This window comes from Halomonas sp. 707B3 (assembly GCF_024158645.1).
Classification (GTDB): domain Bacteria; phylum Pseudomonadota; class Gammaproteobacteria; order Pseudomonadales; family Halomonadaceae; genus Vreelandella; species Vreelandella lionensis.
The window spans coordinates 1-23,885 of the sequence record NZ_JAMZBE010000020.1 but is presented as its reverse complement, the minus strand read 5'-3'; the positions used below and the strand labels follow the sequence as shown (position 1 = coordinate 23,885).

Sequence of the window (23,885 nt, the reverse complement as noted above, 5' to 3'; positions counted from 1 at the left end):
AGGGCAAACTAGCCCGCGTATTCAAACAGCATCAGCGTTTCCATGTGGGCAGTGTGCAGAAACATATCTGCCACTGTGACTTGCTTGACGCGATATCCCGCATGCACAAGGTGTGCCGCATCCCTGGCCAGCGTGGCCGGGTCACAGGAAATATAGGCCACCTTCGCCACCTTATGGCGCCCCACTGCTTGGCAAATAGCTTCCGCCCCGCTGCGTGGGGGATCTAATACCAATGCATCCACCGAACGCTCGCGAAGCAGTGTTTTTACCGCTATCGCATCGTTTAGATCTGCCTGTTGAACGCTCACATTGAGCTGGTTCAGCGCTGCGTTAGTGCCAAGGCGCTCTACCATGGCAGTGTTACCTTCTACCGCGTGCACGCTGGCGCCTGCAGCGGCCAGAGGAAGGCTGAAGTTCCCCATCCCGGCAAACAGGTCGAGTAGCTGCATCCCAGGTGCTGGCGTTAACCATGCTACCACCTGAGACACCATCTTTTGATTGACCTCGGCATTTACCTGTAAAAAATCACCGGGGGCAAACTGCAGCACCAACTCAGACTCAGCGCTTTCTTGGTGGGGCGACACACCAAGCGCAATCAGCGAAAAGCGCTCTTCCAGCGCAGGCTCTGCACCATGCCAGTGCAAGGACGGTGACTCACGCCCTAACCATGCGCCTAATCTCACTTGGTGCTGGTCAGCAAACCCTTGCCAGCGCTGCCAATCCTGCGGCTGCTCTTTTAACTGCCTGACCAGCACCACCGTAGCCTGGGGCGTCGCCAGCAGTTCAATATGCCCTACCGCGCGGGGTGCATCCAGCTCAGTAAGCAGTTGCTTTAGTGGGGCTATCAGTGCTTGAAGGGCAGGTACCAATACATGGCAGTGGTCAATATCCACTAGTCGGTGACTATTTGCAGCCCGAAACCCTAACCGAACGGTACCCTGACTATCGACCTTCACCCCTAGACGCGCCCGACGGCGGTAGCTTTCTTGCTGACCATTGATTGCCGCCACCTCATCCAGCGTTATGCCTTGGCGCGCCATCAATTCGCTGACGACCTCACGCTTGTGGGCACGCTGGGCGTCTACTGCCAAGTGCTGCAAATCACAGCCACCGCAGTGGCCAAAATGAGCACAAGGTGGCTCTACTCGCTGCGGCGAGGCAGTGACCAGGGTTTTTACGTGCGCTTCATCAAAGCGCTTACGGGTGACGTGCACCGCCACTTCGACCTGCTCACCAGGCAGCGCTTGGTCGACAAAGACGGTTTTGCCCGCCGAGTTATGGCTCACGCCACGCCCGTCATGAGCTAGCCGCTCAATCATTAACGGCGCATCAGCGTCAGCGGTGGCGGCTGGCTGCTTGGCAGGCGCTGTATTACTGCTTGGCTGACGTGCCAGCCCAGAGTGGCCGGAGGCGGGCCTAGGCGGCCGCCGCTTACCCAACATAGCCATCTATACCTCCGGGGCAAATAAGCCCGTGGAGAGATAGCGATCACCACGGTCACAGACAATAAACACGATGACCGCATTTTCGGTTTGTTCAGCAATGCGCAGCGCACCCGCTAGGCTTCCGCCAGATGAAACGCCTGCCAGAATGCCCTCTTCTCGGGCCAAGCGGCGCATATGCGCTTCCGCTTCTTGCTGGCCGATATCCAGGGTGGTATCCACGCGCGGCGCTTCAAAAATCGCTGGCAGATACTCTTTAGGCCAGCGACGAATGCCGGGGATACTGGCCCCGTCAGCGGGCTGCAAGCCCACAATCTGAATCGCGCTGTTCTGCTCTTTAAGATAGCGCGACACGCCCATAATGGTACCTGTGGTGCCCATTGAGCTCACAAAGTGGGTCACTTCACCGCCGGTTTGCTGCCATATTTCTGGCCCGGTAGTGCGGTAGTGCGCCAGCGGGTTATCTGGATTAGCAAACTGATTGAGCGGCTTACCTTCACCCCGGGCAATCATGGCATCTGCGATGTCACGAGCCTCTTCCATACCGCCTTCTTTACTGGCCGTAATCAGCTTAGCGCCGTAGGCCGCCATGGCCTGCTTGCGCTCGGCGGAAGCATTTTCCGGCATAATCAGGGTCATGTTGTACCCTTTTAGAGCCGCCGCCATAGCAAGCGCAATGCCGGTATTGCCGGAAGTCGCCTCAATTAACGTATCCCCTGGGGAAATTTCCCCACGAGCTTCCGCTTCACTCAGCATAGAGAGCGCGGGACGATCTTTCACCGAGCCCGCGGGGTTATTGCCTTCGAGTTTGGCAAGCAGCGTATTGTTCTTCCCAGCGGTAATTCGCTTCAGGCGAACCAACGGCGTATTGCCGACCACATCTTCAAGCGTGGGATAATTCATCGAACATTCCTTATCGTAACCGTTATGCTGCATTATATCGGTGCTGCCTGTGACTGGACAGGCAACCTACTAGATTCAACGAGCTTCTTTCATGTCATTAAACACGCGTCTGCTGTTTGCCCTGCTTGGCTTTCCACTGCTGGTTTACGCCGTCATGGCGATACTGTTTGTTATTCAGAGCGACCACACCGGCCATGACGTCCTTAAAGACCGTCTCACCAGTGCCGGTGAGCTATTAGCCCCCAGCTTTAACACTGCGATGGTAGACGGAGATTTACAGCGCCTTGAAGAGCTGGCTAGGCAGCTATTGGAACATCGCGGGCTGCGGGCCGTGACCCTATTTGATGAACTGGGTAACCGCCTACTAGTGATGGGCCACTCTATGCCGCCCCCGCCTCGGCTGCATGCGCCAGAAGCAACGGCCATTACCATGGAAGAGGATGCCTGGCGGTTACAGGTGCCGTTGACCAGTGAAGCAATGGGCGACATTCGCCGCGTGACTAACGGCTGGCTAGAAGCCGAAATGGATATTCGCGCGCTAACACTTGAACGCTACCGGCTAATTGCGAGTTTAAGCCTAGGCGGCATGCTGCTGGGGCTGCTGCTGTTTTTAATTGCTTTTGCCATTAGCCGCTATGCAAGCCGCCCTATTGAAGAGGCTAACCAAGCCCTTTACCGCCTCTCCCGTGGCGATTACAGCCTAGTGATGCCCGCAGCCAAACCCACCGAGTTCAAACAACTTGCTAACCACATTAACCGCTTAGCGGAACATTTTCAGCAAGCCCAGCGGGATATGCAGAGCCAGATTGAGCAGGCCACCAGCGAGCTGCAGGAGTCGATGGAGACCATCGAAGAGCAGAATATCAAGCTAGACCTTGCTCACCGCAGCGCGCTGCGCGCCAATGCTGTTAAATCCGAATTTCTGGCCAATATGAGCCACGAGATCCGCACACCGCTCAACGGCATTATTGGTTTTTGCCGCTTGCTGGGCCGTTCATCCCTCGACACCCGGCAAGAAGAGTGGCTGGAGCACGTTCGCCGCGCCTGCGATAACCTACTGATGCTGGTGAATGATGTATTGGACTTCTCTAAGCTGGAAGCCGACCGGCTGACTCTGGAAGAGGTCGATGTCGACATTGTCACCCTAGTTGACGAGATTATTGGCTTGCATGCGCCCGAGGCACAGCGCAAGCAGCTACACTTGGTCGCCATGGTGTACGACGATGTCCCCACTCCCCTTTGCGGCGACCCACTGCGCATCCATCAAGTGTTGAATAATCTTCTGGGCAACGCGCTGAAATTTACCACCGAAGGAGAGATCATCATCCGCGTCATGCTGGATAACCAAGAGGGCCAGCATGTCGTACTGCATATTAGCGTGAGCGATACCGGCATTGGTTTAAGCGATGAGCACCAGCAGCAGCTCTTTAGCGCGTTCTCACAAGCCGAACCGAGTCACTCTCGCCAGTTTGGCGGCAGCGGCTTAGGGCTGACCATTTGCCGCCAGCTTATTCAGCGGATGGGTGGGGAGATTACGGTAGAAAGCGAGCTGGGTAAGGGGTCGACTTTCTCATTTACCCTGCCTCTTCTGGCACACCAGGCGGCTGAGCGCCCGCCGGAGCTGACGCTAGATAACCCCACTATTCGCCTTCACGAAACGCACCCGCCCACTCGCCATGTGCTAGAGCATTTGCTAGTACGCTGGGGCGCGCGCCCAGTCTCGTTTATTAATGCCGGCAATGAATCGCTGCTGATGCTATGTCTGGCGCAGAGTGACTTTGAAGGGGATCGCAAAGCGTACTGGCAGTCCGTGATTGCGCAAACTCCCTGCCCGGTCATTATTCTGGCGAATACTACTAGCTTCGACCTACCCACGTGGGAATTTCCCTACGGCGGCGAAATGCTGTGCAAACCGTTTACTCGGACGCAGCTTGTGACCACCCTGCGTCAGTTGCTGCAACTGCAACCACTCCCCCTTGCCAGTGAAGCAGTCAGCAAACCGCCGCTTGCCCCTCGCCTAACAATTTTAATTGTCGACGATAACTCGTCAAACCGTGAACTGTTAAAAGCGATGCTGGAGAGCGATACGCTACACATTGTGCTAGCAGAAAGCGGCCAAGAAGCACTGGAGTTTGCGCGCCACCAAATTGCCGATATGGTATTGATGGATATCCGCATGCCGGGGATGGACGGCATACAGGCCACACAAGCGCTGCGGCGTATTAATAATAGCTGGGCGCGCTGCCCTATTATTGCCGTGACGGCCCATGTACTGAGCACTGAACGACAGCAGTGGCTGGCAGAAGGGCTGGATGATGTGCTGGTCAAACCCATCGACGATGCCCAGCTACAACAGCTGTTGCAGCGCTTTTTAGGAATTGCACCACGAAAAGCAGCCCCTACTGAAGCAGCTTCCACTCGTCAGTCACAGGTTCCCACCGCTCCCCCTAGCTCGCTGCCAGCGGTCGATTTGATGCTAGGAGCACGCTTGGCAGGAGGCAGGGAGACCTTAGCCAAGCAGCAACTGTTACGGCTCATTGACAGCCTGCCGGAGAGCGAGCAGCAGATACGCGACGCCTTTCAGGCAGGCGATCTAACGGCGCTCCTGGACTGGGTGCATGGACTAAACGGAGCCAGCCGCTACTGCGGCGCACCAGAACTAGCCCTGCTGGTGGAAACCCTAGAAACGCGCCTGCGTACCAGTGGCCTACGCCATGTAGAGGCACTGCTTGACGAGCTATACGCCGCCATGACGCGCCTTAGCCAAGAGCGCGACTCACTGGTGAGCTGATAACTGCCCAGTATGAGGCATATTATCAGCTCTCTAAAATAACAAAGGCGACGGCGTAGTCGGCTTCATCACTCAGCGTAATATGCGCGGCGGTCGCCCCGCTAGCGGTGAACCGCCGCTGCGCTTCACCGCTCAGTTTAAGGCTGGGCTTCCCCAGGGCATCATTGATTACCTGAATATCGCCCCACTGCATCCCCTGGCGAAGCCCAAGGCCCAGGGCTTTCACAAAAGCCTCTTTCGCCGCAAAGCGCTTGGCCAGATAGGCGACTGCTTGCCCCTTCTCCTGCCACACCGCCTGTTCGTCGGGCCCTAAGATACGCTGAGCAAAGCGCGGGCCGTGACGCGTCACGGCCTGGCGAAAACGCTCAACTCGGGCAATGTCCGAGCCAATTCCCACAATCATGTTAGTGGCCGCAGCAGTGGTGACTGTCGCCGTGATCGTGGTCATGTTCGTGCTCGTGGGCATCAAGCGCAGCCATTAAGCCCGCTTCTTGCCCGGCAATGATTAGTCGTTTCATCTCTTGCACGGCTTCTTTCAAGCCGACAAACAGCGCACGGGCAATGATCGCGTGGCCAATGTTCAGCTCATTAACACCGGGTAGCGCCGCAATGGCTTCCACATTGTGGTAGTGCAACCCGTGACCCGCATTGACCACCAAGCCCAGAGATACGGCGTGTACCGCCGCCGCGCTGAGGCGGTCATACTCGGCGTTGGCCTCGGCACTCCCCGGTTTTGCCTCTGCATAGGCTCCGGTGTGTAACTCGATGGTAGGTGCGCCTGCGCGCTTGGCCGCATCAATTTGTGCTTCATCCGGGTCGATAAACAGCGATACATCGCAGCCAATCGCAGCGAGACGCTGGCAAGCACTGGCGATATGATCGAAACCGCCGACGATATCCAACCCGCCCTCGGTGGTCAGCTCTTCGCGCTTCTCGGGCACCAAGCACACATGGGCCGGGCGCACTTCTTCTGCAAGCGCCAGCATCTCTTCGGTGACCGCCATTTCAAGATTCATGCGCGTATTGAGCACCTCCGCCAGCAGGCGCACGTCACGGGGCTGAATATGGCGGCGGTCTTCGCGTAGGTGGACGGTAATCCCATCGGCTCCAGCTTCTTCCGCCAACAGCGCTGCCTGAACCGGGTCAGGGTAACGAGTGCCACGGGCCTGACGCAGCGTGGCAATATGGTCGATGTTAACGCCGAGTAATATCCGTGGGGGATGCATAGCGGGTCTCCAATCAATAAGCAGCGATAGGTCGTTATCGCGATCAATAGTAACGGTGGTTCACTAACGATGACGGCGGCGGGCTAAATCTAGCATCAGCTCGCGAGAACGTAATGCCGTTGGGCCAAGATGGGGGGCCAGCGCTGCCCGCATGACCGCTTTCAGAGCGCTCGCTAAGCCCGTAGGCTGCCAGTCGCCTTGCTCTATGTAGCGTAAGGTGCGACCTTCAATACCCTGTTCCGCTGCCACAAAAGCACGGCTGTCAGCATCAAAGCGATAGCGTTGGTGCGGGTCCAGCGCTCCGCCTTCAAGGGTACAAAAACGCGGCGTGGCCTCAAGCACCTCCAATAGCGCCCACTCATAGCGTCTAAGCGCCAAGCCCCGCTCCGCAGGTACCGGCAGCGCATCTAGCAAAGCACTATAAAAAGCAAAGACATCGGTGGCGGCCAGTTCAAGCGGGAGTAAGCGAGTAGCAATTTCATTGGCGTAGAGACCACACAGCAGGCCTTCGCCTGCCAGCAGCGCGGTGTGCCCACGGGACTCCATGAGCGTTAGCCGCTTTAGCTCTCGATCTCCCCGCCAGGATACAAATAGCGGGGTGAACGGCTGCAGCCGCTGGCGAGATTTAGAACCGGGCCGCTGGCCGCCGTGGGCAACCGCCCGGATGCGGCCATGGTTGAGCGTTAATAAGTCGACCAGCGCGCTGGTTTCACGATATGCCCGACGGTGCAGCAGAAACGCAGGCTCGGCGGTCATGGCGGTGCTCAATCGAGATCGTAACCCAGGCTCTTCAGTGCCCGCTCGTCATCCGACCAGCCGCGCTTCACCTTCACCCACATATTCAGCATGACCTTAGTACCCAGCGCACGCTCCATATCCAGGCGCGCTTCACGGCCAATACTCTTGATCCGGTCGCCGTTCTCGCCGATCAAAATCACTTTCTGACCTTGGCGCTCCACCAAAATCAGCGCGCTGATGTGCGTGACGCGCTCGGTCTCGCGGAACTCTTCGATCTCGACCGTCATCTGGTAAGGCAGTTCGTCACCTAGCTGGCGCATGACTTTCTCACGCACCAGTTCGGCCGCCATAAAGCGCAGGCTCTTGTCGGTGATTTGATCTTCTGGGAAGAAGTGGATGCTCTCCGGCAAGTGCTTGGCGACTTCCTCTTCCAGGGTCTCTACCTGAGTGCCGTGCTTGGCGGAGATGGGCACAACGGCAGCAAACTCACGGCGTGCGCCTACCTCGGCCAGCCAAGGCAGCAGGTCGGCTTTATCCTGGAGACGATCGACCTTATTGACCGCTAGAATTACCGGCGCTTTCACATGCTCTAAACGCTTTAACACGGCCTGGTCTTCGTCGGTCCAGCGAGTGCGGTCGATGATGAACACCACGCAGTCCACATCGCGAAGCGCCTGGGTCGCCGCCTGGTTCATGAAGCGGTTGATGGCCTTGTTGCGATCTTTGGACATGATGTGCATGCCCGGCGTGTCGACGTAGATAAACTGCGTCTCTTCAACGGTTTTAATGCCCATCACTTGGTGGCGGGTGGTTTGTGGCCGCCGCGAGGTAATCGAAATTTTCTGCCCCAGAATCCGGTTCATGAGGGTTGATTTGCCTACGTTGGGACGGCCAACGATGGCCACGAATCCGCAGGTTTGGCTCATGATTTGTCTCCAGGGGGTTGTTCGAGATAGGACAGTGCTTCTTCCGCAGCCTGCTGTTCAGCGTGGCGGCGGCTGGGGCCTTTACCAGTGGTATGCTCGCTTAGTAGCTCGATGTAGCACTCCACGGTAAAGGTCTGGGCATGCGCCTCTCCCTTTACAGAGACCACTTCATAGCGCGGCAGCGCCGCTTGGCGCGACTGCAAAAACTCTTGTAAGCGTGTTTTGGGGTCTTTTTGGGTATCTTGCAGCGAAATATTTTCTAGACGCTCGGCATACCACGCCAGCACGCGCTCGCGTACCGCATCCATACCGGCATCCAGGTAAATCGCGCCTATCACGGCTTCCACGGCATCTGCGAGAATTGACTCACGGCGGTGGCCGCCACTCTTCATCTCACCGGAGCCTAAACGTAAACACTCACCGAACGCCATTTCCCGCGCCAGTTCGGCGAGGGTTTGGCCTTTTACCAAGCGGGCACGCAGGCGGGAAAGCTGCCCTTCCCGCGCCTGGGGAAAGCGCTGAAACAACGCTTCGGCAATCACGAAATTGACGATAGAGTCACCTAGAAATTCCAGGCGCTCATTGTTACGACCACCGTAGCTGCGATGGGTCATGGCCAGTTCCAAAAGCGTTGGGTCGCCAAAGGTATGGCCGATTCGTCGGCAAAAAGCGGTTAAGGAATTACTCACAGTGCTCCTACGTCATTGACGTTAACTAAGATAACCACACTAACGGTTTGTAAATTATGCTGCTTCATTCAATACGCCGTACGCTGGTGAAGCTGGGCAGGCCGCCATCCCAGTGCATCCAAACAGCAAACGCGCGGCCCACAATGTTATCTTCGGGCACAAAGCCCCAGTAGCGGCTGTCATTGGAATGGTCGCGGTTATCCCCCATGGTGAAGTAGTGGCCTTCAGGCACGACGACTTCGCGCATTTGCGGGCCTGGGTCACGGGGGTTGTTATAAATAAAGTGGCTGACTTCGCCTAACTGCTCTTCCAGCAGTAGCTGCTGGGGAGAGAGCTCCGGGCCCTCTTCAATCAGTGCTTTGGTGACCGGCTCGCCGTTCACATAGAGCTGCTTGCCCTCATAGCGAATACGGTCGCCGGGCAGGCCCACCACGCGCTTAATAAAGTTCACCGATGGTTCTTCGGGGAAGCGGAACACCATCACATCGCCCCGCTCAGGGTCGTCTACTTCCAAAAAGCGGTTATGGACGACAGGCAGCCGAAGCCCATAGGCAAATTTATTCACTAGAATAAAGTCACCGATTTCCAGGGTAGGCTTCATGGAACCAGAGGGAATCTGAAACGGCTCTACGATAAAGCTACGCACCACCAACACTACGAGTAGCACCGGAAAAAACGAACGCGAGTAATCGACTGGCCACGGTTCTTTTAGGAGCTTTTCCCGAGTCGGCGCATCCAGGCCTTCCATGGTGGCCGTTTCAGCTTTGGCCACACGCTCACGGCGCTTTGGCCGAAGCACCAGCACATCCAGCAGGTAAATGGCTCCAGAGAGTGCAACGGCGAGTACCAGTAATAGTGAAAAATCCATGTGGGGTTCGTATCCCTAGTCGTTTACCTTGAGCACAGCAAGGAAGGCATCTTGGGGAATTTCAACACGCCCCACCTGTTTCATCCGTTTCTTACCGGCTTTCTGTTTCTCTAGCAGCTTTTTCTTACGGCTGACGTCGCCGCCGTAACACTTAGCCGTGACGTTTTTACGTAGAGCCTTCACCGTAGAACGAGCAACCACCTGACCACCAATCGCTGCCTGAATCGCTACGTCAAACATCTGACGCGGAATCAGCTCTTTCATCTTCTCCACCAGCAAACGGCCACGGTTGTGGGCATGGTCGCGGTGGATAATGACCGCCAGGGCGTCGACTTTATCGCCGTTAATCAATACATCTAGACGCACCAGTTTCGCCGCTTCAAAGCGCTCGAAGTTGTACTCCAGCGAGGCATAACCGCGAGAGATGGATTTTAAACGGTCAAAGAAGTCCATGACCACTTCCGACATGGGCAGCTCATAGGTCAGCTGAATCTGGTTACCTAAAAACTGCATGTCCAACTGGGTGCCACGACGCTGCTCGCACTCGGCGATGACGTTACCTACAAACTCCTGAGGTACCAGAATGCTGGCACGCACGATGGGCTCGCGCATCTGCTCTACATCGGCCATATCAGGCAGCTTGGAGGGGTTGGAGACGTACTGGATGTCGCCGTTCTTCATGGCGAGTTCATAGACAACCGTTGGCGCGGTGGTCAGCAGATCCAGATCGTACTCACGCTCCAGGCGCTCTTGGATGATCTCCATGTGCAGCGTGCCGAGGAAGCCTACGCGGAAACCAAAGCCCAGTGCATCGGAGTTTTCCGGCTCGTACTCAAGAGAAGCATCGTTAAGGGCGAGTTTTTCCAGGGCATCGCGGAAATCTTCATAATCGTCCGCACTCACTGGGAACATACCAGCGTAAACCTGCGGCTTCACTTTCTGGAAACCTGGCAGACGCGGCACGTCTGGGGTCTTGGTGTGGGTGATGGTATCGCCCACGGGTGCCCCATGAATCTCTTTGATACCGGCCACGATAAAGCCGACTTCACCGGCACGCAGAATATTCGTCTCTTTACGCAGCGGGGTAAAAATACCCACTTCCGTGGCGTTCCAGTCGCGGCCAGTCGACTTGATGCGAATTTTGTCGCCCTTACGCAGCGTGCCGTCAAACAGGCGCACCAGCGAGACAACGCCCAGGTAGTTATCGAACCAGGAGTCGATAATCAGCGCTTGGAGAGGTGCATCGGGGTCACCCTTGGGCGGCGGAATATCGCGCACTAGGCGCTCTAGCAGCGCGTCAATGCCGATACCGCTTTTCGCTGATACCTGGCAGGCATCGGTCGCATCTAAGCCGATAATCTCTTCTACTTCCTGAGCTACCCGGTCGGGGTCGGCCTGGGGAAGGTCAATTTTATTAAGTACCGGTAGTACTTCCAGGCCCTGCTCAATCGCGGTATAGCAGTTAGCCACTGACTGTGCTTCCACACCTTGGGCGGCATCAACCACCAGCAGCGCCCCTTCACAGGCGTACAGCGAGCGCGAGACTTCATAGGAGAAGTCAACGTGCCCTGGGGTATCGATGAAGTTGAGCTGATACACCTGACCATCGGCAGCGGTGTAATCCAGCGTCACCGACTGCGCCTTGATGGTAATACCACGCTCACGCTCGATATCCATGGAGTCGAGCACTTGCTCCTTCAGCTCACGTTCCGTCAAACCGCCACAGGTTTGAATCAGACGATCAGAGAGCGTCGATTTACCGTGGTCGATATGCGCGATGATGGAGAAATTGCGAATATGCTTGAGCTTTCCGCTGGAAACGTCATGAGACATCGAGTGTGTTCTGCCTTATTGGTACGCAAGCGTGGGGGTGCGGCGCTAGGCCGAAGGGCAAAAAATCGAGGACCGCACCACTGCATTGCCAAAGTTCGTCAAAAGATAAGCGCTATTGTAGCGATATGCGGGGGATAGGAACAGCAGTCCGGCGAGAACCGCCGGACTGGAGTAAAGACAAGGAGGGGTTATTCGAGTCTTAATGCCACAAACAACGAACGACCATCACGGTATAGCCGCACAGGAATAGCACGGTCATTGGGCAGCTCTTCTACAATGCGCATTAGCTCGTCTGCCGACGCCACGCTGCGGTGATCAATACTCACCAGAATATCGCCAGCGCGCAGGCCCGCCTGGGCAGCCACACTATTAGGCTCTACCTGACTGACTACAACGCCGCCATTGATGTTCAGCCGCTCCCGCATTGCTTGATCTACTTCAGCAACTGCGACACCTAGGCGTACTTGGCTATCGCTATTGGCTGCCGATGTTGCTTCGTTCATATCGGGCCAGCTGCCCAGCTCTACCGTTTCTGAGACTTGCTCGCCATCACGCATTAGCGTTAGTTCGACATCATCGCCAGGTGCTACGCGACCAATTAAGCGAGGCAACGTGCTTGAACGGTCAACCTCTTCGCCATTCACTTCGATAATGACATCTCCCGCTTGCAGGCCACCCTGGGCCGCAGGGCCTTCTGGATCAAGGTCGGCGATCAGTGCGCCAATGGCTTTGCTCATGCCAAAAGACTCAGCCAGATCTTGAGATACCGGCTGGATCATGACACCCAGCCAACCACGATTAACGTGGCCATCTTCACGAAGCTGATCGGCGACATCCATAGCAACGTTAATCGGAATAGCGAACGAAAGCCCCATAAAGCCACCGCTGCGGGTAAAGATCTGCGAGTTAATACCCACGACCTCTCCCTGTAAATTAAACAGCGGTCCACCGGAGTTGCCAGGGTTAATCGCTACATCGGTTTGAATAAACGGTACGTAGGCATCACGGGGTAGCGTGCGGTTAATCGCGCTAACGATGCCTGCAGTCACCGAGTGATCAAACCCAAACGGTGAACCAATGGCAGCGACCCACTCGCCTACTTTCAGTTCGTCAGAGTCGCCAAGATTAAGCACTGGCAGATTGTTAGCATCAATTTTCAGGAGTGCCACATCAGTTTGAGTATCGCTACCGATCAGCTCAGCCGACAGTTCGCGCCGGTCGTTCAAGCGCACCAGGATTTCGTCGGCATCCTGCACCACATGGGCGTTTGTCATGACATAGCCATCAGCGCTGATAATAAAGCCAGAGCCTAACGATTGGCGCTCCTCACTGCCTCCCCCGCTACTGCCTGGGGGGGGCGGAAAACTATCGCCAAAGAAGTGACGGAAGATTTCAGGGATTTCCTGGCCGCCAAACCCTTGAATGGCCGGGCTACGCTGAACCGTTCGACTGGTGGAGATATTCACAACGCCCGGTGCAGCATCTTCCACCAATTCAGTGAAATCGGGCAGCGTTTGCGCATAGGCGTTCTGGCCTATAAAAAACATCGCGACTAAGCATAGCCATAGTGTCGAGGGAAGAACCAAGCGCTTCATGCAACAGCTCCTAGTAAAGCAGATACGAAACGAAGGGAGTGCAACTCTTAGCGAGCTACGGAACAACTAACTGACCAAGCGCGGCCGGAAGCGTTCCATCCGCCCACGCATTAGATATTTAAGGACAATAACACCGCATATCAATGCACTAAAGAAAAGCGCTGCGCTTAACCATTCATTAGTGCCTAGCAGCGAGGCGCCTCCAGAGACTAACAACGCCGCCAATAGTGGCAACGCGTAAACCAGAAGCGCCAAATAGCTGATATCGTGTTTAGGTAGTGCAATGGTAACTTGGCTACCAAGAGGGTAAGCAGACGCACCGCTAGCGACGCGCGCCTTAGGATACACAGTGATGTGCTGCTGTTGGCGCCGCGCTAACAGCCCCATACCACAACCACGCCCTTCAGCACACTGCTGGCAGGCAGCGTTAAGCGACACATCAACGGTCAACCCATCACCCGTATAGCCAACGACGATACCCGTTCTTAAAAGCGATGCGCAGGCAGCATAAGGGGTAGACATGGCTATGGCTCAATACGAACAGATTGCACAATACGCTGCAACATATCCGAAGGGAGCTCCCCAATGGCTATCAATTGCCAGCGTTGATCACCCTCGAACACCAGCGCCACTGCTGCTGTTGAAACACCTAGCTGGTGAACGCCTTCTTTCAACACGCTCTGCTCAATAGGGTTAACGAAAAGGCTGACTGCGGCCAACCCATCGCTATATACCCGCTGGTTGCTGACAGGCTGCCCTGGATCTTGCGGCTGAGCAACAAACCCCTCTGGCAACCACTCTGCGTGCCAAGAGTGATCGACTTGTTCGGCGCTCACGTCATCGGCGACGCCGCCATCATAAAGTTTAGGAGAGTGAAGCTGGGTAATTTGAAAGGTTTCCAGCACACGTTCTTGCCGGTCACTCATAACATGCTTAAGTAACAGCCCGGTCTCTTTATCAACCCACCATGCATGATAGTAGCGCTGCTGATCCCGGGGTGAAAAACGCAGTTGCACTGCATCGCGCCCTGCCACCCGGGCATCTTCTTGAAGGGAAATATCGTAATAGGAAGCCACATGTTGCGCCCAAGCTTCAGGGGCTTTTAAGCCACTGTTCACTTCTGGCGTAAAGCGCGCCATATAGCCAGCAATAGAGCGTCGCTCAATACTTACCGATGGCCCATCAAGATGTTGTACGACCTGCTGGCGAACACCATCACGAATGCGGTGGGAAAGTGCAAGCGTACGTACACCCAAGGCATCGATAGCGACTGCCCGGGCCTGAAAGTCATAACAGTGGCCCGCAACCAGTGCTAACTCAAGCCATGCTTGCGTGGTTGCTGGTGTTTGCTGTTCAGCAACCTCGGCACAGGAGAGCACCGTAGGGGTATCAGCAGTAACAAACGAGGAATGCAGGCTGGCACTCAACAGGCTTAACGTTAATGCAAGCCTGCCTCCCCATAAAGCACATCTGGCAGTCACCATACCAATCTATCAGCCCCTTACTCAGCGATCACGTTGTCCGGCGACCCGCCTTGCTTAACGCTGACCCAGTGGTTCTGTCACTGCTGAGCGCATCAGCGGCATCCAGCTGTCACCACCGCCCGTTGCAGCACCCTGCGCATGTTGCTCTAGGTAGGACTGAAGCATGCGCAATTGATCAACATCAATCGTCGTCGCTTGCTGTGCCATCGTGCCTTGCGGAGCAACGGGGGCAGAAAACCCAGCTTCGCTAATATTCATTAAGCCGCTGTTGCCCGACTGACCATTAATGCGAAATGGTGTAGGTTCAAACATAGGCATGTCGGAAGCCGTCATAGCGGCAGATTGTGATGCTGCCAAATTTACCGGCTGCACCTGAGCTCCAGCGCCATTCTGCGAAGCCACTGTATTACTCGCGGGCTGAGCACCACCGGTAGAGGCGCTACCATTAAAGAATTGAACGCCCGTAATGACCATCAACGACACCGCAGCAGCGACACCGGCACCACGAGCAAACGATATTCCACCTGCTCGTACAGGTGAGGTTGCGCTATCGCCACCCATAACAGGCGCTGGTTCTTCACGCAGGCGAGCCATAATGCCAGCAGAAAGGTCTACGCTAACGTCTACCCCACGCTCACGCTGCATCATGCTGCGCGCTAAGTGATAGCGACGCCACGTTTCTGCCGCGTCGGCATCATCGGGCAGTGATTTCAACACCCGGCGCAATTCAAGCTCGTCACTTTCACTGTCCATTAATGCTGAAAGTGATTCCCGTGTGCTTTGACTCATACTTCACACCCTCACACTGTGTTAGAAGAAGCTCAGCGGCAACACGGCTAGTGCGTGTTTTAACCGCAAAACCTCGCAGGCCAAGACCCTATTACAAATCACCGTTTGCATAATGCTAATCACTGACAGGCAGATAGCATTACGGTAGCTGTCGGCGGCTCAACTCGTTAAAGCTAGATAACTTGTATGACGCCTCACTTGCCAGACAGTTCACAAAAAAAGCAAAAACGTAAATGACTGTGACCAAAGCACTACTTTGATTAGTCAGCGGCTTAGTCATCGCGGCTGTTACGCGCCGTAGTGACTAGCGGACGAATATGCTCATCAACCGCTTCCCGAGCGCGAAAAATTCGCGAGCGAACGGTGCCCACCGGACATTGCATCACTTGGGCAATATCTTCGTAGGCTAAGCCGTCCAGCTCACGCAGCGTAATAGCGGTGCGTAAATCATCTGGCAGTTTCTCAATCGCTTCATATACCGCCGCCTCAAGTTGATCCCGAGCAATAGATGCTTCTGGCGACTCTGAGTCCGCCAAGCGACCGCTCTGATCAAGAATTTCAGCGTCGACAATATCTAAATCGCTACCTGGCGGCCGACGTCCACGAGATACCAAGTGGTTTTTCGCCGTGTTAATCGCAATGCGATACATCCAGGTGTAAAACGCGCTCTCTGCGCGAAATTTACCCAGCGCACGATAAGCCTTGATAAAAGCTTCCTGCGCCACGTCCTGCACTTCTGCATGGTCGTGGACGTAGCGTCCAATCAAGCCAATGATTTTATGCTGATATTTTTTCACCAGCAGATCAAAAGCGCGTGTATCGCCTTTCTGAGCACGTTCAACCAGCTGTTGGTCTGTTTCACGAGTGCCCATTCACACGCTCCTCCTGCTCGAACGTTTTACGCCGAGCTTTGTGTCTTTTTCGCCCTGTAAGCCGGGCCTTCACAGCAAGCAGCATAGCGTCCCTTGGGCATAAGTTAATCATCATGGAGGAAATTAACAGGCAAAGCTCCACCTGCCCCCTTGGTTATGTTGCACGCGTTGAATTGCTAAACACCAATATCGTCTAGTGTTACGCGTTCTTAGCAGCGCATCAAGCGCTTGCCCCCTCTGTTAAAACCCTGAGGCTGACATTTTTCCTTAATGCAAAGTTCCGTAACAATTGATTTTTACCACCGTGACGCGCCATAGTAGTGGCCACTTTTAGCCCATCGCGCACGCACAGGTAGCAAGATGTCAGATCAACAGGTTAGTAACCTTAACGTCCTTGCACAGGATGTTCTTACCACCCCAGAAGCACTGAAAAACGCTATCCCTTTAACGGAAAGCGCCGAGCGTTCGGTTATCGAAGGCCGTCAGACCATCCAAAACATTCTAGATGGCAAAGATCCGCGTTTGCTGGTGGTCGTTGGCCCCTGCTCTATTCACGACGTTGAAGCAGCGCTTGATTATGCCCGCCGCCTGCGCACTCTGGCTGATCAAGTGAGCGACAGCCTCTATATCGTGATGCGTGTCTATTTCGAAAAGCCGCGGACGACCGTGGGCTGGAAAGGGTTAATTAACGACCCGCACCTGAACGACTCTTTCGAAATTGACGAAGGCCTGCACATTGCCCGCAAACTGCTGGTCGATTTAGCCGAAATGGGTCTGCCGCTAGCTACTGAAGCGCTTGACCCCATCTCTCCGCAGTACCTGCAGGACTGCATTAGCTGGTCGGCTATTGGTGCCCGCACCACCGAGTCACAGACTCACCGTGAAATGGCCTCCGGCCTCTCCTGCCCGGTTGGCTTTAAAAACGGCACCGATGGTAGTCTGGATGTGGCGATTAACGCACTGCAATCTGTCGCTAACCCGCACAACTTCCTGGGTATCAACCAGGCAGGCCAAGTGGCGATTATCCGCACCCGCGGCAACGCCTATGGCCACGTGGTCCTGCGCGGCGGCAATGGTAAGCCCAACTATGATAGCGTGAGTGTTGCCCGGGCGGAGAAAGAGCTTAAAAAATCTAATCTCTCTGCCAACATTATGATCGACTGCTCACACGCAAACTCGAACAAAGATGCCGCGCTGCAGCCACTGGTACTGGAAAACGTGACCAACCAGATTCTCGAAGGCAATACCTCGATTATCGGTCTGATGGTGGAATCCAACATTGGCTGGGGCAATCAAAAAGTGCCTGCAGACTTAAGCCAGCTGCAGTACGGCGTATCGATCACCGATGCCTGCATCGACTGGGACACCACAGTGGAAACGTTCACCCGTATGAACGAGAAACTAGCATCGGTACTGGCGAAACGCATCGCGTAACGAGCCACCGCTCTCAAAAACGTCCCGCCGAGCGCTGCTTAGCGGGCGTTTTTTATCGCCAGAACCTAACGCCCCCTATCACCTATGCCTGTATATCGCGCCTGAAAGGCGGCAGCGCATCTAATAGCGCCTGGCCATAGCGGCGCGTAATCACCCGCCGATCCAGCAGCGTAATGACTCCCCGATCGCTCTCTTTACGGATTAAACGACCACACGCCTGCACCAGTTTAATCGAAGCATCCGGTACGCTAATACGCATAAACGGGTTACCGCCCTGGCTCTCGATCCATTCGGCAAGCGTTGCCCCAACGGGGTCATCCGGCACCGCAAACGGCAGCCGGGTAATCACCACATGGGTGAGATAATCCCCCGGTAAATCAATACCCTCGGCAAAGCTAGCTAAGCCAAAAATTACGCTCCCTTTGCCGCTATCCACCGCCGCTCGGTGACGCTCAATGAGTTCACGTTTGGGCAGCGCATTTTGCGCCAAGATGCGCTCTTTTGCCGCAGCAGGCAGAGCCTTTTCCACCGCACGCAGCTGTGCGCGAGAGGAAAACAGCACCAGTACCGCCTCCTTCTCACCTAGCTGCGACACAAAGCGCACAATGGCGTTCTCATGGGCATCCCGGTCACTAGGGTCCGTTGCTTCTGCGGGCACCCGCAGAACTGCATTGGCGTAATCAAACGGGCTAGGCAGCGCCTGATAACGGTAGCGGTTAGCTAAACCAGCCCGCTCCTGCAGGCGCTCAAAACGGCCAAGCGCCGTGAGCGTTGCCGAAGTGACAACCGCCCCGTGGCAGCGCCCCCATAGGTGCTTGGCAAGCGTGTGCGCTGCAGAAACCGGGCTTGCTGAGAATTCAATCTCTGGTTCGCCCGCCACACGACTGAGCGTTATCCACCGTGCGCTGGGCGGCGCATTGGCGGCATCCTGTTCACTAAACGCTTGCCACAACGCATGAGCCTCCAGGGCGCGACCATGGAGCAACGCTATTAGAGGCAGCCACGTTTCCGCCTGGTCACGGTCCAGGCCGGTCTGTTTATCCGGATCTAAACTTTCGCGCAGAATATCGCTAATGCTTTCTAGACTTCTCGACAGGGTGGCAAACATGACTAGCAGCTGCTGCGCCTGTTCGCGCAGCGCCTCGGGCACTTGGCCTTTTTCAAAGCGCTGCTGATGGGTCGTCTCTTCATCTGCCAGACCATTTTCACGCCCTGCCAGCTGATGCCCCATGCTAAACACGTCACCCAGCGCAGGCTCCAAGCTATGCAGCAGCTCAGGCAGCCCTGCCAGTAAGCGAGCAATGGTGGGCTGTACCGCCAGCCCCTGGTTCAAATCCGTCAAACTACTTTTCAGGGTTTTTAGCCAGCGCAGACAGCCGTGAACCGCAAAGCGGTGGGCGAAATGGGACAGCGCCTTATCCGGCAGGTGGTGACCTTCATCGAAAATAAAGATGCAGTCGGCAGGGTCTGGCAGAATCGCACCACCCCCAAGGGCAAGATCCGCCAGCACAAGGTCGTGGTTAGCAACGATAACATCCGCATTTTCCAACTCTCGACGAGAGCGGAAAAAGGCGCAGGCACCGAAATGGCCACAACGGCGGCCGGTGCACTGGCGATGATCCACCGTCAGCTGCCGCCAGTGTGTATCTTCAATCGACACTGGCCAGGTATCGCGGTCACCCTCCCAGTCGCCCTTGCCATAGGCTTCGGCCATATCGGTGGCCAGGACGTTGAAGTCGCTGCTATCAGCTTGAAGGGATTGCTCGAACAGCGAAAGCGTTGGGTTGGGCTCACTACCCTCCAGCGCTTGATCCAGCCGCGCCACGCAGACGTAACGGCCGCGACCTTTCGCTAGCGCATAGCGAAAGGCAACACCGCTATGGCTAGCCAGCGACGGCAGGTCTTGATTCAACACTTGCTCTTGAAGGGCAACGGTGGCCGTGGAGACAATGAGCCGTTTGCCTTGCGCCTTGGCTATGGGCAGCCCTGCAATGAGATAAGCCAGCGTCTTGCCCGTGCCGGTACCGGCTTCCAGCACGCAAACGTGGCTATCGCTAACGCGCTTTCCCTCGCTGTCGCACTCGATATCACCTAGGGTGCGGGCGATTTCAGCAATCATTAAGCGCTGCCCGTAACGTGGTGTCAGCCCTAGCTTTTCCACCACGTTACGGTAGGCCTGCTGAATATCGTTTTTAAGCGCGTTATCCAGCATGCCCGTTACAGCATGCCTTCCGGCGGATGTTCGCAGGGCAGCTTACCGTTAATGTAGCGCTCAATCTCTGGCAGCGAGAAAGCATCTTCTTCACCAACAAAGCTGATGGAGACCCCTTTGGCGCCCGCGCGGCCAGTACGGCCAATACGGTGGACGTAATCTTCAGGGTCTTCTGGCAGCGTGTAGTTGATAACGTGGCTGACGTCTTCAATATGGATACCGCGACCCGCGACATCGGTGGCGACCAGTACCTGAATCTCTCCCTCGCGGAAGCTTTCCAGCGTTTTAATACGCTGGTTTTGAGGCACATCGCCGGACAGCATAGCCGCGCTGACACCCGCTTTTTTCAGCAGATCGTCAAGCTTGCGCACCAAATCACGGCGGTTACCGAATACCATGACGCGCTCAAAGCTCTCCTGCTCCAGTAGCTTCACCAGCAGCCGCTGCTTATCGTCATCGGAGACAAGATAGACGCGCTGGTCGATATCCGCCTGATTTTCGACGGTCACTTCGATCTCGACATGCGCCGGATCAAGCGTCCATTGGCTCGCCAGATTGAGAATATCGTCGGTGAAGGTGGCCGAGAACAGGAACGTTTGGCGCTCCTCTTTTTTCGGCGTGTAGCGAATAATGCGCTTCACGTCGGGAATAAACCCCATGGAGAGCATACGGTCCGCTTCGTCGAGCACCAGCACTTCGGTTTCAGAGAGGTCGATATCGCGCTTCTGATGGAAGTCCAGCAGGCGTCCAGGCGTGGCAACCAGGATATCGATCTTCTTACCCAGGCTCTCGCGCTGCTTCTGGTAGTCCATACCGCCGACTACGCTGGCAACGTTAAGCTGAGTAAAACGCGCAAGAGCTTTGGCGTCTTTCTCGATCTGCAGCGCCAGCTCTCGGGTCGGCGCGATAATCAGCGCACGGGGTGCGCCCGGCTTTTGGCCATCCGGCGTGGGCTCTTCAAGGAAGTAAGCCATCACCGAGATTAAAAACGCGGCCGTTTTCCCGGTGCCCGTTTGCGCTTTACCGACAATATCGCCACCTAACAGCGTGTGGCGCAGTGCTTCCGCCTGAATGGGCGTGCAGTACTCAAACCCTTGGGCATGAATAGCGCGCATTAGAGGCAGCGGCAGATCAAAGTCATGGAAGCGCCACTTGCCGGCAACGGCGGGCACCTGAAACTGACGAAGATCCCAGTTCGACTGACGACGACGCGGTTTCCGACGACGACGTTTAGGCTTGCGGTTCTGGGCCGATGCTGTGGTCTGTTCCGACTCGCTCATAGGCTGTGTATCTGTCCATTGCTGTGGATGTTAGGCATCACGAAGTGCGCATTGTACCAGGGGTTGGCGATAAGAGCGCGCCCTGCTGTCGAAGGAGCACGCTTGCCTGTTAGAATGAGGCATACATTAACCCAAGGAGCGCGACATGACGCGTAAGAAAAAGACTCGTTCATTAGCGGATAAAGTGACTATCCGCACTGGTCGCCGCAAAGATTATAAAAAGTGGCGCCATGAGAACCCTGACCAGGTGACCTCATCGCGCCGCTTTGTGGCTAAAAAGCAGCAGCAGCGCAAACTACAAGCCGTGCGTAAACTAGCGCGCCAGCAAAGTGGCCAACCGATTGCGATTCACCCTGACAAAGGGGGCGACAACTCATCAGGAGACCCTTCGTAATGCGTTTGGTGTCGTTTAATATCAATGGCATTCGGGCACGGCTACATCAGCTTCAAGCGCTGATCGACACTCAACAACCTGATGTCATTGGTTTACAAGAAACCAAAGTGCAGGATAGTGAATTCCCCGTGGCTGACGTAGAAGCCATGGGCTATCACGTCTTCTATTATGGCCAGAAAGGGCATTACGGCGTTGCGTTACTGTGCCGCCAACAGCCGCAGGCGGTGTTTTACGGCTTTCCTGATGATGAAGAGGATGCGCAGCGCCGCATGATTGGCGTCAAGCTTCTCGCCGACGATGGCGAAGCGGTCACTGTGTGGAACGGCTACTTTCCGCAAGGCGAGAGCATTGATCACCCCACCAAGTTTCCGCACAAAGCACGCTTTTATCAACAGCTTGTCAACCTGCTTAATACCCAGCATGCTCCCGAAGAGCGGCTGGCGGTCATGGGGGATTTTAATATCTCGCCGGAAGACCAGGACATTGGTATCGGCGAGGCCAACCGAAAACGCTGGCTGCGCGAAGGTAAAACCAGCTTCCAACCCATTGAACGTGAGTGGCTGGAAGGCATTAAAGCGTGGGGGTTGAGCGACAGCTACCGACTTTGCCATCCAAACAACAGCGAGTGGTTCAGCTGGTTTGATTACCGCTCTAAAGGGTTTGATCGCGAGCCAAAGCGAGGCCTGCGTATCGACTACATTCTCGTCTCAAAGCCTTTGGCCGAGTGTGTGACAGGCGCAGGCATCGATTACCCGCTACGCGGCATGGAGCGCCCCTCTGACCACGCCCCGACCTGGAGCGACTTTACATTAACGCTTCCTATTACTCAGTAGTAGGCGAAGTCAGTAGTAAGCAAACTCAGCAACAAGACAACAGCCTGCCCCTTGCTTAGCAAAGGGGCTTTGCTTATCAGTGAAAATTGGCCAGCCACTCCTCCGCTTGGGGATCCCCAAGGTTAGCAGCGGTTGTAAGCGCCGCCTCTGCTTGCTCATTTCTCCCCCACCCATAAGCAAGTTGACCCAGCTGGCGCCAGTCATCGGCTGATTGCGTTACTTCAGCGAGCGCTTGCCAAGCGCCCAAGGCATTATCAATATGTTTTGCCTGCTGCCAGGCCGTCGCTCGCAAGCGCAGCGTCTCTTCGTTGCTAGGAAGCTCGCCTGTCTCAAGCGCTGCCTCTAAATGCTCCGCGGCACGAGCGGGGGTCCCGCCTGCCAGATGAAGCTGGATAAGAGTAAGGCGCTCATCTGGGGTCGAGAGCTTGCCTAACTGCCATGCCGCCTCCCAGACGGCGGCTGCTACGCCCAACTGGCCTGCCTGCTGGGCAAGCCCGGCTGCCTGACGCCATGCATCGGCTTCGCTCTCAGCGTTTAAGCCCTTCAACAGCCAACTTAGCGCCTGCTCATTCTCTCCTGTGTGCCGTAGCACAACATTCGTAAGCGTTTGTTGTTCAGCGCTGAGATCCCCTTGCTCTAGCAGCGGCACCAGCCACTCTAACGCAGCCTCCCAGCGCTCCTCTTCGGCCAGCATTCGCACCAACAGCCACGCCGTTTCGGCGTAACGCTCATTGCCCGAGGACTCTGACAACCACTGTTCGAACAGAGCAATGGCCTCATCACGCTCTCCGCCTGCACGGCGCAGCGACGCCTCATCACGCAGCCAGCGGCGTACCTGGCTATCGGGAACGCTCGGGCGTTGGCGAGCGCTGGCCAGTTCATCGGCGGCCGCAAGGTTTTCCCCCTGGCGCACAAGGGCGCTTGCCGCTAACTGGTGATAAAGCGCGCTGGCCCACTGGTCAGCTCGGTTACCGCCAGCCAGCCGCTCAGACTGGGAACGCGCATGGCCAATAATACGGCTTAAGATCTCTGGATCTGCCGAGCCGCTTGCTTGGCTTGCTAATTGGCTTTGCAGCCCGTTCAGGTCTTGAATAATGTCACCGGGCAGCGGCTCATTGGCCACAGCGGTAGCGCTTAAGGCGCTCAGTAACATGATGGCGACCCACCGCTGCATCCTCTTCCCTCGGCCAGCATCGTTCACTAGCCTGTTTGGCGATTTTTCTCTACGAGACATGTCACCGCTACCTTAACTGGAACTCAATACGCTGGGTGGCGCGACGTAGCTGCTGGCTGGGTTCGAACTGCCAACGCGCAATCGCTTCGCGGGCGGCGTCTTCGAAGACCCGACGAGGCTGGGCATTGGTCACCCGAATAGAGCTACCGTCAACACTACCGTTACGCTGAATGACGAACTCCACCTCCACAAACCCTTCCATGCCACGACGCTGAGCACGGGGTGGATACGACGGGTTAACGCGATTCGTCGGCGCCACCTGCCCAACGCTCACCGGTTCATTGGAGGGCGCAGGCTCAGCGGCCGGTGCTGCGTCGCGCTGGGCAGCGGCGGGCTCAGGGG

At 56.0% G+C, this 23,885-nt stretch carries 22 protein-coding genes; 4 read left to right on the top strand and 18 right to left on the bottom strand.

The annotated features are described in order from the left end of the window. Nucleotides 1-8: 8 nt before the first annotated feature. Together rlmD and cysM are read right to left on the bottom strand one after the other, a co-directional pair. Entirely contained in the window at nucleotides 9-1,448 is a 1,440-nt protein-coding gene (gene rlmD, locus BIS10_RS04740; protein WP_253502995.1) for a 23S rRNA (uracil(1939)-C(5))-methyltransferase RlmD, read from the bottom strand. Then, the gene (gene cysM / locus BIS10_RS04735) at nucleotides 1,449-2,345 is read right to left on the bottom strand and encodes a cysteine synthase CysM (protein ID WP_044628370.1); all 897 of its coding nucleotides are present in this window, start codon (nucleotides 2,343-2,345) and stop codon (nucleotides 1,449-1,451) included. A 91-nt stretch (nucleotides 2,346-2,436) separates the two neighbouring features. On the opposite strand from cysM, the gene BIS10_RS04730 reads away from it, so the two are divergent. Continuing rightward, on the top strand, nucleotides 2,437-5,136 hold the full coding sequence (locus BIS10_RS04730; protein ID WP_253502992.1) for an ATP-binding protein: 2,700 nt from the start codon (nucleotides 2,437-2,439) through the stop codon (nucleotides 5,134-5,136). A gap of 25 nt (nucleotides 5,137-5,161) precedes the next feature. On the opposite strand, the gene acpS is transcribed toward BIS10_RS04730, so the two are convergent. The 12 genes from acpS to rpoE all read right to left on the bottom strand — a co-directional run bounded on the left by acpS (nucleotide 5,162) and on the right by rpoE (nucleotide 16,156). Further along, nucleotides 5,162-5,539 carry a holo-ACP synthase gene (gene acpS / locus BIS10_RS04725; protein WP_058578095.1) on the bottom strand — a complete coding sequence of 126 codons (378 nt, stop codon included), beginning with the start codon at nucleotides 5,537-5,539 and terminating at the stop codon, nucleotides 5,162-5,164. 1 nt (nucleotide 5,540) lies between these two features. Continuing rightward, entirely contained in the window at nucleotides 5,541-6,362 is an 822-nt protein-coding gene (pdxJ, locus tag BIS10_RS04720; protein ID WP_044628372.1) for a pyridoxine 5'-phosphate synthase, read from the bottom strand. 63 nt (nucleotides 6,363-6,425) lie between these two features. Then, on the bottom strand, nucleotides 6,426-7,118 hold the full coding sequence (gene recO, locus BIS10_RS04715) for a DNA repair protein RecO (RefSeq protein ID WP_253502989.1): 693 nt from the start codon (nucleotides 7,116-7,118) through the stop codon (nucleotides 6,426-6,428). Nucleotides 7,119-7,126: 8 nt separating this feature from the next. After that, on the bottom strand, nucleotides 7,127-8,026 hold the full coding sequence (gene era / locus BIS10_RS04710; RefSeq protein WP_074210492.1) for a GTPase Era: 900 nt from the start codon (nucleotides 8,024-8,026) through the stop codon (nucleotides 7,127-7,129). Continuing rightward, nucleotides 8,023-8,715 (bottom strand): ribonuclease III, encoded by a 693-nt coding sequence (gene rnc, locus BIS10_RS04705; protein WP_044628375.1) that lies wholly within the window; start codon nucleotides 8,713-8,715, stop codon nucleotides 8,023-8,025. Before rnc ends, era begins: the two co-directional genes overlap by 4 nt. Nucleotides 8,716-8,779: 64 nt before the next feature. Beyond that, nucleotides 8,780-9,583: a signal peptidase I gene (lepB, locus tag BIS10_RS04700; RefSeq protein WP_253502987.1), complete on the bottom strand. Its 804-nt coding sequence runs from the start codon at nucleotides 9,581-9,583 to the stop codon at nucleotides 8,780-8,782. A gap of 15 nt (nucleotides 9,584-9,598) precedes the next feature. Further along, nucleotides 9,599-11,416 (bottom strand): translation elongation factor 4, encoded by a 1,818-nt coding sequence (gene lepA / locus BIS10_RS04695; RefSeq protein ID WP_253502984.1) that lies wholly within the window; start codon nucleotides 11,414-11,416, stop codon nucleotides 9,599-9,601. 188 nt (nucleotides 11,417-11,604) lie between these two features. Then, nucleotides 11,605-13,011 (bottom strand): DegQ family serine endoprotease, encoded by a 1,407-nt coding sequence (locus BIS10_RS04690; RefSeq protein WP_253502981.1) that lies wholly within the window; start codon nucleotides 13,009-13,011, stop codon nucleotides 11,605-11,607. Nucleotides 13,012-13,077: 66 nt separating this feature from the next. Then, nucleotides 13,078-13,533 (bottom strand): SoxR reducing system RseC family protein, encoded by a 456-nt coding sequence (locus BIS10_RS04685; RefSeq protein WP_253502979.1) that lies wholly within the window; start codon nucleotides 13,531-13,533, stop codon nucleotides 13,078-13,080. Nucleotides 13,534-13,535: 2 nt separating this feature from the next. After that, complete coding sequence (locus BIS10_RS04680) at nucleotides 13,536-14,495, bottom strand: MucB/RseB C-terminal domain-containing protein (protein WP_253502976.1); 960 nt, start codon at nucleotides 14,493-14,495, stop codon at nucleotides 13,536-13,538. A gap of 54 nt (nucleotides 14,496-14,549) precedes the next feature. Then, nucleotides 14,550-15,284: a sigma-E factor negative regulatory protein gene (locus BIS10_RS04675; RefSeq protein ID WP_253502973.1), complete on the bottom strand. Its 735-nt coding sequence runs from the start codon at nucleotides 15,282-15,284 to the stop codon at nucleotides 14,550-14,552. A 272-nt stretch (nucleotides 15,285-15,556) separates the two neighbouring features. Further along, nucleotides 15,557-16,156, bottom strand: coding sequence for an RNA polymerase sigma factor RpoE (gene rpoE / locus BIS10_RS04670; RefSeq protein ID WP_044628382.1), 600 nt, complete (start codon nucleotides 16,154-16,156; stop codon nucleotides 15,557-15,559). A 360-nt stretch (nucleotides 16,157-16,516) separates the two neighbouring features. On the opposite strand from rpoE, the gene BIS10_RS04665 reads away from it, so the two are divergent. Beyond that, the gene (locus tag BIS10_RS04665; protein WP_253502970.1) at nucleotides 16,517-17,590 is read left to right on the top strand and encodes a 3-deoxy-7-phosphoheptulonate synthase; all 1,074 of its coding nucleotides are present in this window, start codon (nucleotides 16,517-16,519) and stop codon (nucleotides 17,588-17,590) included. A gap of 82 nt (nucleotides 17,591-17,672) precedes the next feature. Here the strand turns inward: BIS10_RS04665 and dinG are convergent, their stop codons facing one another. Beyond that, nucleotides 17,673-19,802, bottom strand: coding sequence for an ATP-dependent DNA helicase DinG (dinG, locus tag BIS10_RS04660; RefSeq protein WP_253502967.1), 2,130 nt, complete (start codon nucleotides 19,800-19,802; stop codon nucleotides 17,673-17,675). A gap of 5 nt (nucleotides 19,803-19,807) precedes the next feature. Beyond that, nucleotides 19,808-21,082 (bottom strand): ATP-dependent RNA helicase RhlB, encoded by a 1,275-nt coding sequence (gene rhlB / locus BIS10_RS04655; RefSeq protein WP_253502964.1) that lies wholly within the window; start codon nucleotides 21,080-21,082, stop codon nucleotides 19,808-19,810. Nucleotides 21,083-21,227: 145 nt separating this feature from the next. Here rhlB and BIS10_RS04650 point away from each other — a divergent pair, with 145 nt between their 5' ends. Further along, complete coding sequence (locus BIS10_RS04650) at nucleotides 21,228-21,476, top strand: hypothetical protein (RefSeq protein WP_074210491.1); 249 nt, start codon at nucleotides 21,228-21,230, stop codon at nucleotides 21,474-21,476. Next, on the top strand, nucleotides 21,476-22,309 hold the full coding sequence (xthA, locus tag BIS10_RS04645) for an exodeoxyribonuclease III (RefSeq protein ID WP_253502961.1): 834 nt from the start codon (nucleotides 21,476-21,478) through the stop codon (nucleotides 22,307-22,309). Before BIS10_RS04650 ends, xthA begins: the two co-directional genes overlap by 1 nt. 76 nt (nucleotides 22,310-22,385) lie before the next feature. Here xthA and BIS10_RS04640 read toward each other — a convergent pair whose 3' ends face one another. Together BIS10_RS04640 and BIS10_RS04635 are read right to left on the bottom strand one after the other, a co-directional pair. Then, nucleotides 22,386-23,483, bottom strand: coding sequence for a hypothetical protein (locus BIS10_RS04640; protein WP_253502958.1), 1,098 nt, complete (start codon nucleotides 23,481-23,483; stop codon nucleotides 22,386-22,388). Nucleotides 23,484-23,550: 67 nt separating this feature from the next. Beyond that, nucleotides 23,551-23,885, bottom strand: a 335-nt coding sequence (locus BIS10_RS04635) for an energy transducer TonB (RefSeq protein WP_253502956.1), incomplete at its 5' end; no start/stop codon positions are given.

Excerpts from the sequence above, each read along its gene's own strand:
- rlmD (WP_253502995.1), bottom strand. The coding sequence starts at position 1,448 with ATGGCTATGTTGGGTAAGCGGCGGCCGCCTAGGCCCGCCTCCGGCCAC.
- cysM (WP_044628370.1), bottom strand. The coding sequence starts at position 2,345 with ATGAATTATCCCACGCTTGAAGATGTGGTCGGCAATACGCCGTTGGTT.
- BIS10_RS04730 (WP_253502992.1), top strand. The coding sequence starts at position 2,437 with ATGTCATTAAACACGCGTCTGCTGTTTGCCCTGCTTGGCTTTCCACTG.
- acpS (WP_058578095.1), bottom strand. The coding sequence starts at position 5,539 with ATGATTGTGGGAATTGGCTCGGACATTGCCCGAGTTGAGCGTTTTCGC.
- pdxJ (WP_044628372.1), bottom strand. The coding sequence starts at position 6,362 with ATGCATCCCCCACGGATATTACTCGGCGTTAACATCGACCATATTGCC.
- recO (WP_253502989.1), bottom strand. The coding sequence starts at position 7,118 with ATGACCGCCGAGCCTGCGTTTCTGCTGCACCGTCGGGCATATCGTGAA.
- era (WP_074210492.1), bottom strand. The coding sequence starts at position 8,026 with ATGAGCCAAACCTGCGGATTCGTGGCCATCGTTGGCCGTCCCAACGTA.
- lepB (WP_253502987.1), bottom strand. The coding sequence starts at position 9,583 with ATGGATTTTTCACTATTACTGGTACTCGCCGTTGCACTCTCTGGAGCC.
- lepA (WP_253502984.1), bottom strand. The coding sequence starts at position 11,416 with ATGTCTCATGACGTTTCCAGCGGAAAGCTCAAGCATATTCGCAATTTC.
- BIS10_RS04690 (WP_253502981.1), bottom strand. The coding sequence starts at position 13,011 with ATGAAGCGCTTGGTTCTTCCCTCGACACTATGGCTATGCTTAGTCGCG.
- BIS10_RS04685 (WP_253502979.1), bottom strand. The coding sequence starts at position 13,533 with ATGTCTACCCCTTATGCTGCCTGCGCATCGCTTTTAAGAACGGGTATC.
- BIS10_RS04680 (WP_253502976.1), bottom strand. The coding sequence starts at position 14,495 with ATGGTGACTGCCAGATGTGCTTTATGGGGAGGCAGGCTTGCATTAACG.
- BIS10_RS04675 (WP_253502973.1), bottom strand. The coding sequence starts at position 15,284 with ATGAGTCAAAGCACACGGGAATCACTTTCAGCATTAATGGACAGTGAA.
- rpoE (WP_044628382.1), bottom strand. The coding sequence starts at position 16,156 with ATGGGCACTCGTGAAACAGACCAACAGCTGGTTGAACGTGCTCAGAAA.
- BIS10_RS04665 (WP_253502970.1), top strand. The coding sequence starts at position 16,517 with ATGTCAGATCAACAGGTTAGTAACCTTAACGTCCTTGCACAGGATGTT.
- dinG (WP_253502967.1), bottom strand. The coding sequence starts at position 19,802 with ATGCTGGATAACGCGCTTAAAAACGATATTCAGCAGGCCTACCGTAAC.
- rhlB (WP_253502964.1), bottom strand. The coding sequence starts at position 21,082 with ATGAGCGAGTCGGAACAGACCACAGCATCGGCCCAGAACCGCAAGCCT.
- BIS10_RS04650 (WP_074210491.1), top strand. The coding sequence starts at position 21,228 with ATGACGCGTAAGAAAAAGACTCGTTCATTAGCGGATAAAGTGACTATC.
- xthA (WP_253502961.1), top strand. The coding sequence starts at position 21,476 with ATGCGTTTGGTGTCGTTTAATATCAATGGCATTCGGGCACGGCTACAT.
- BIS10_RS04640 (WP_253502958.1), bottom strand. The coding sequence starts at position 23,483 with ATGCAGCGGTGGGTCGCCATCATGTTACTGAGCGCCTTAAGCGCTACC.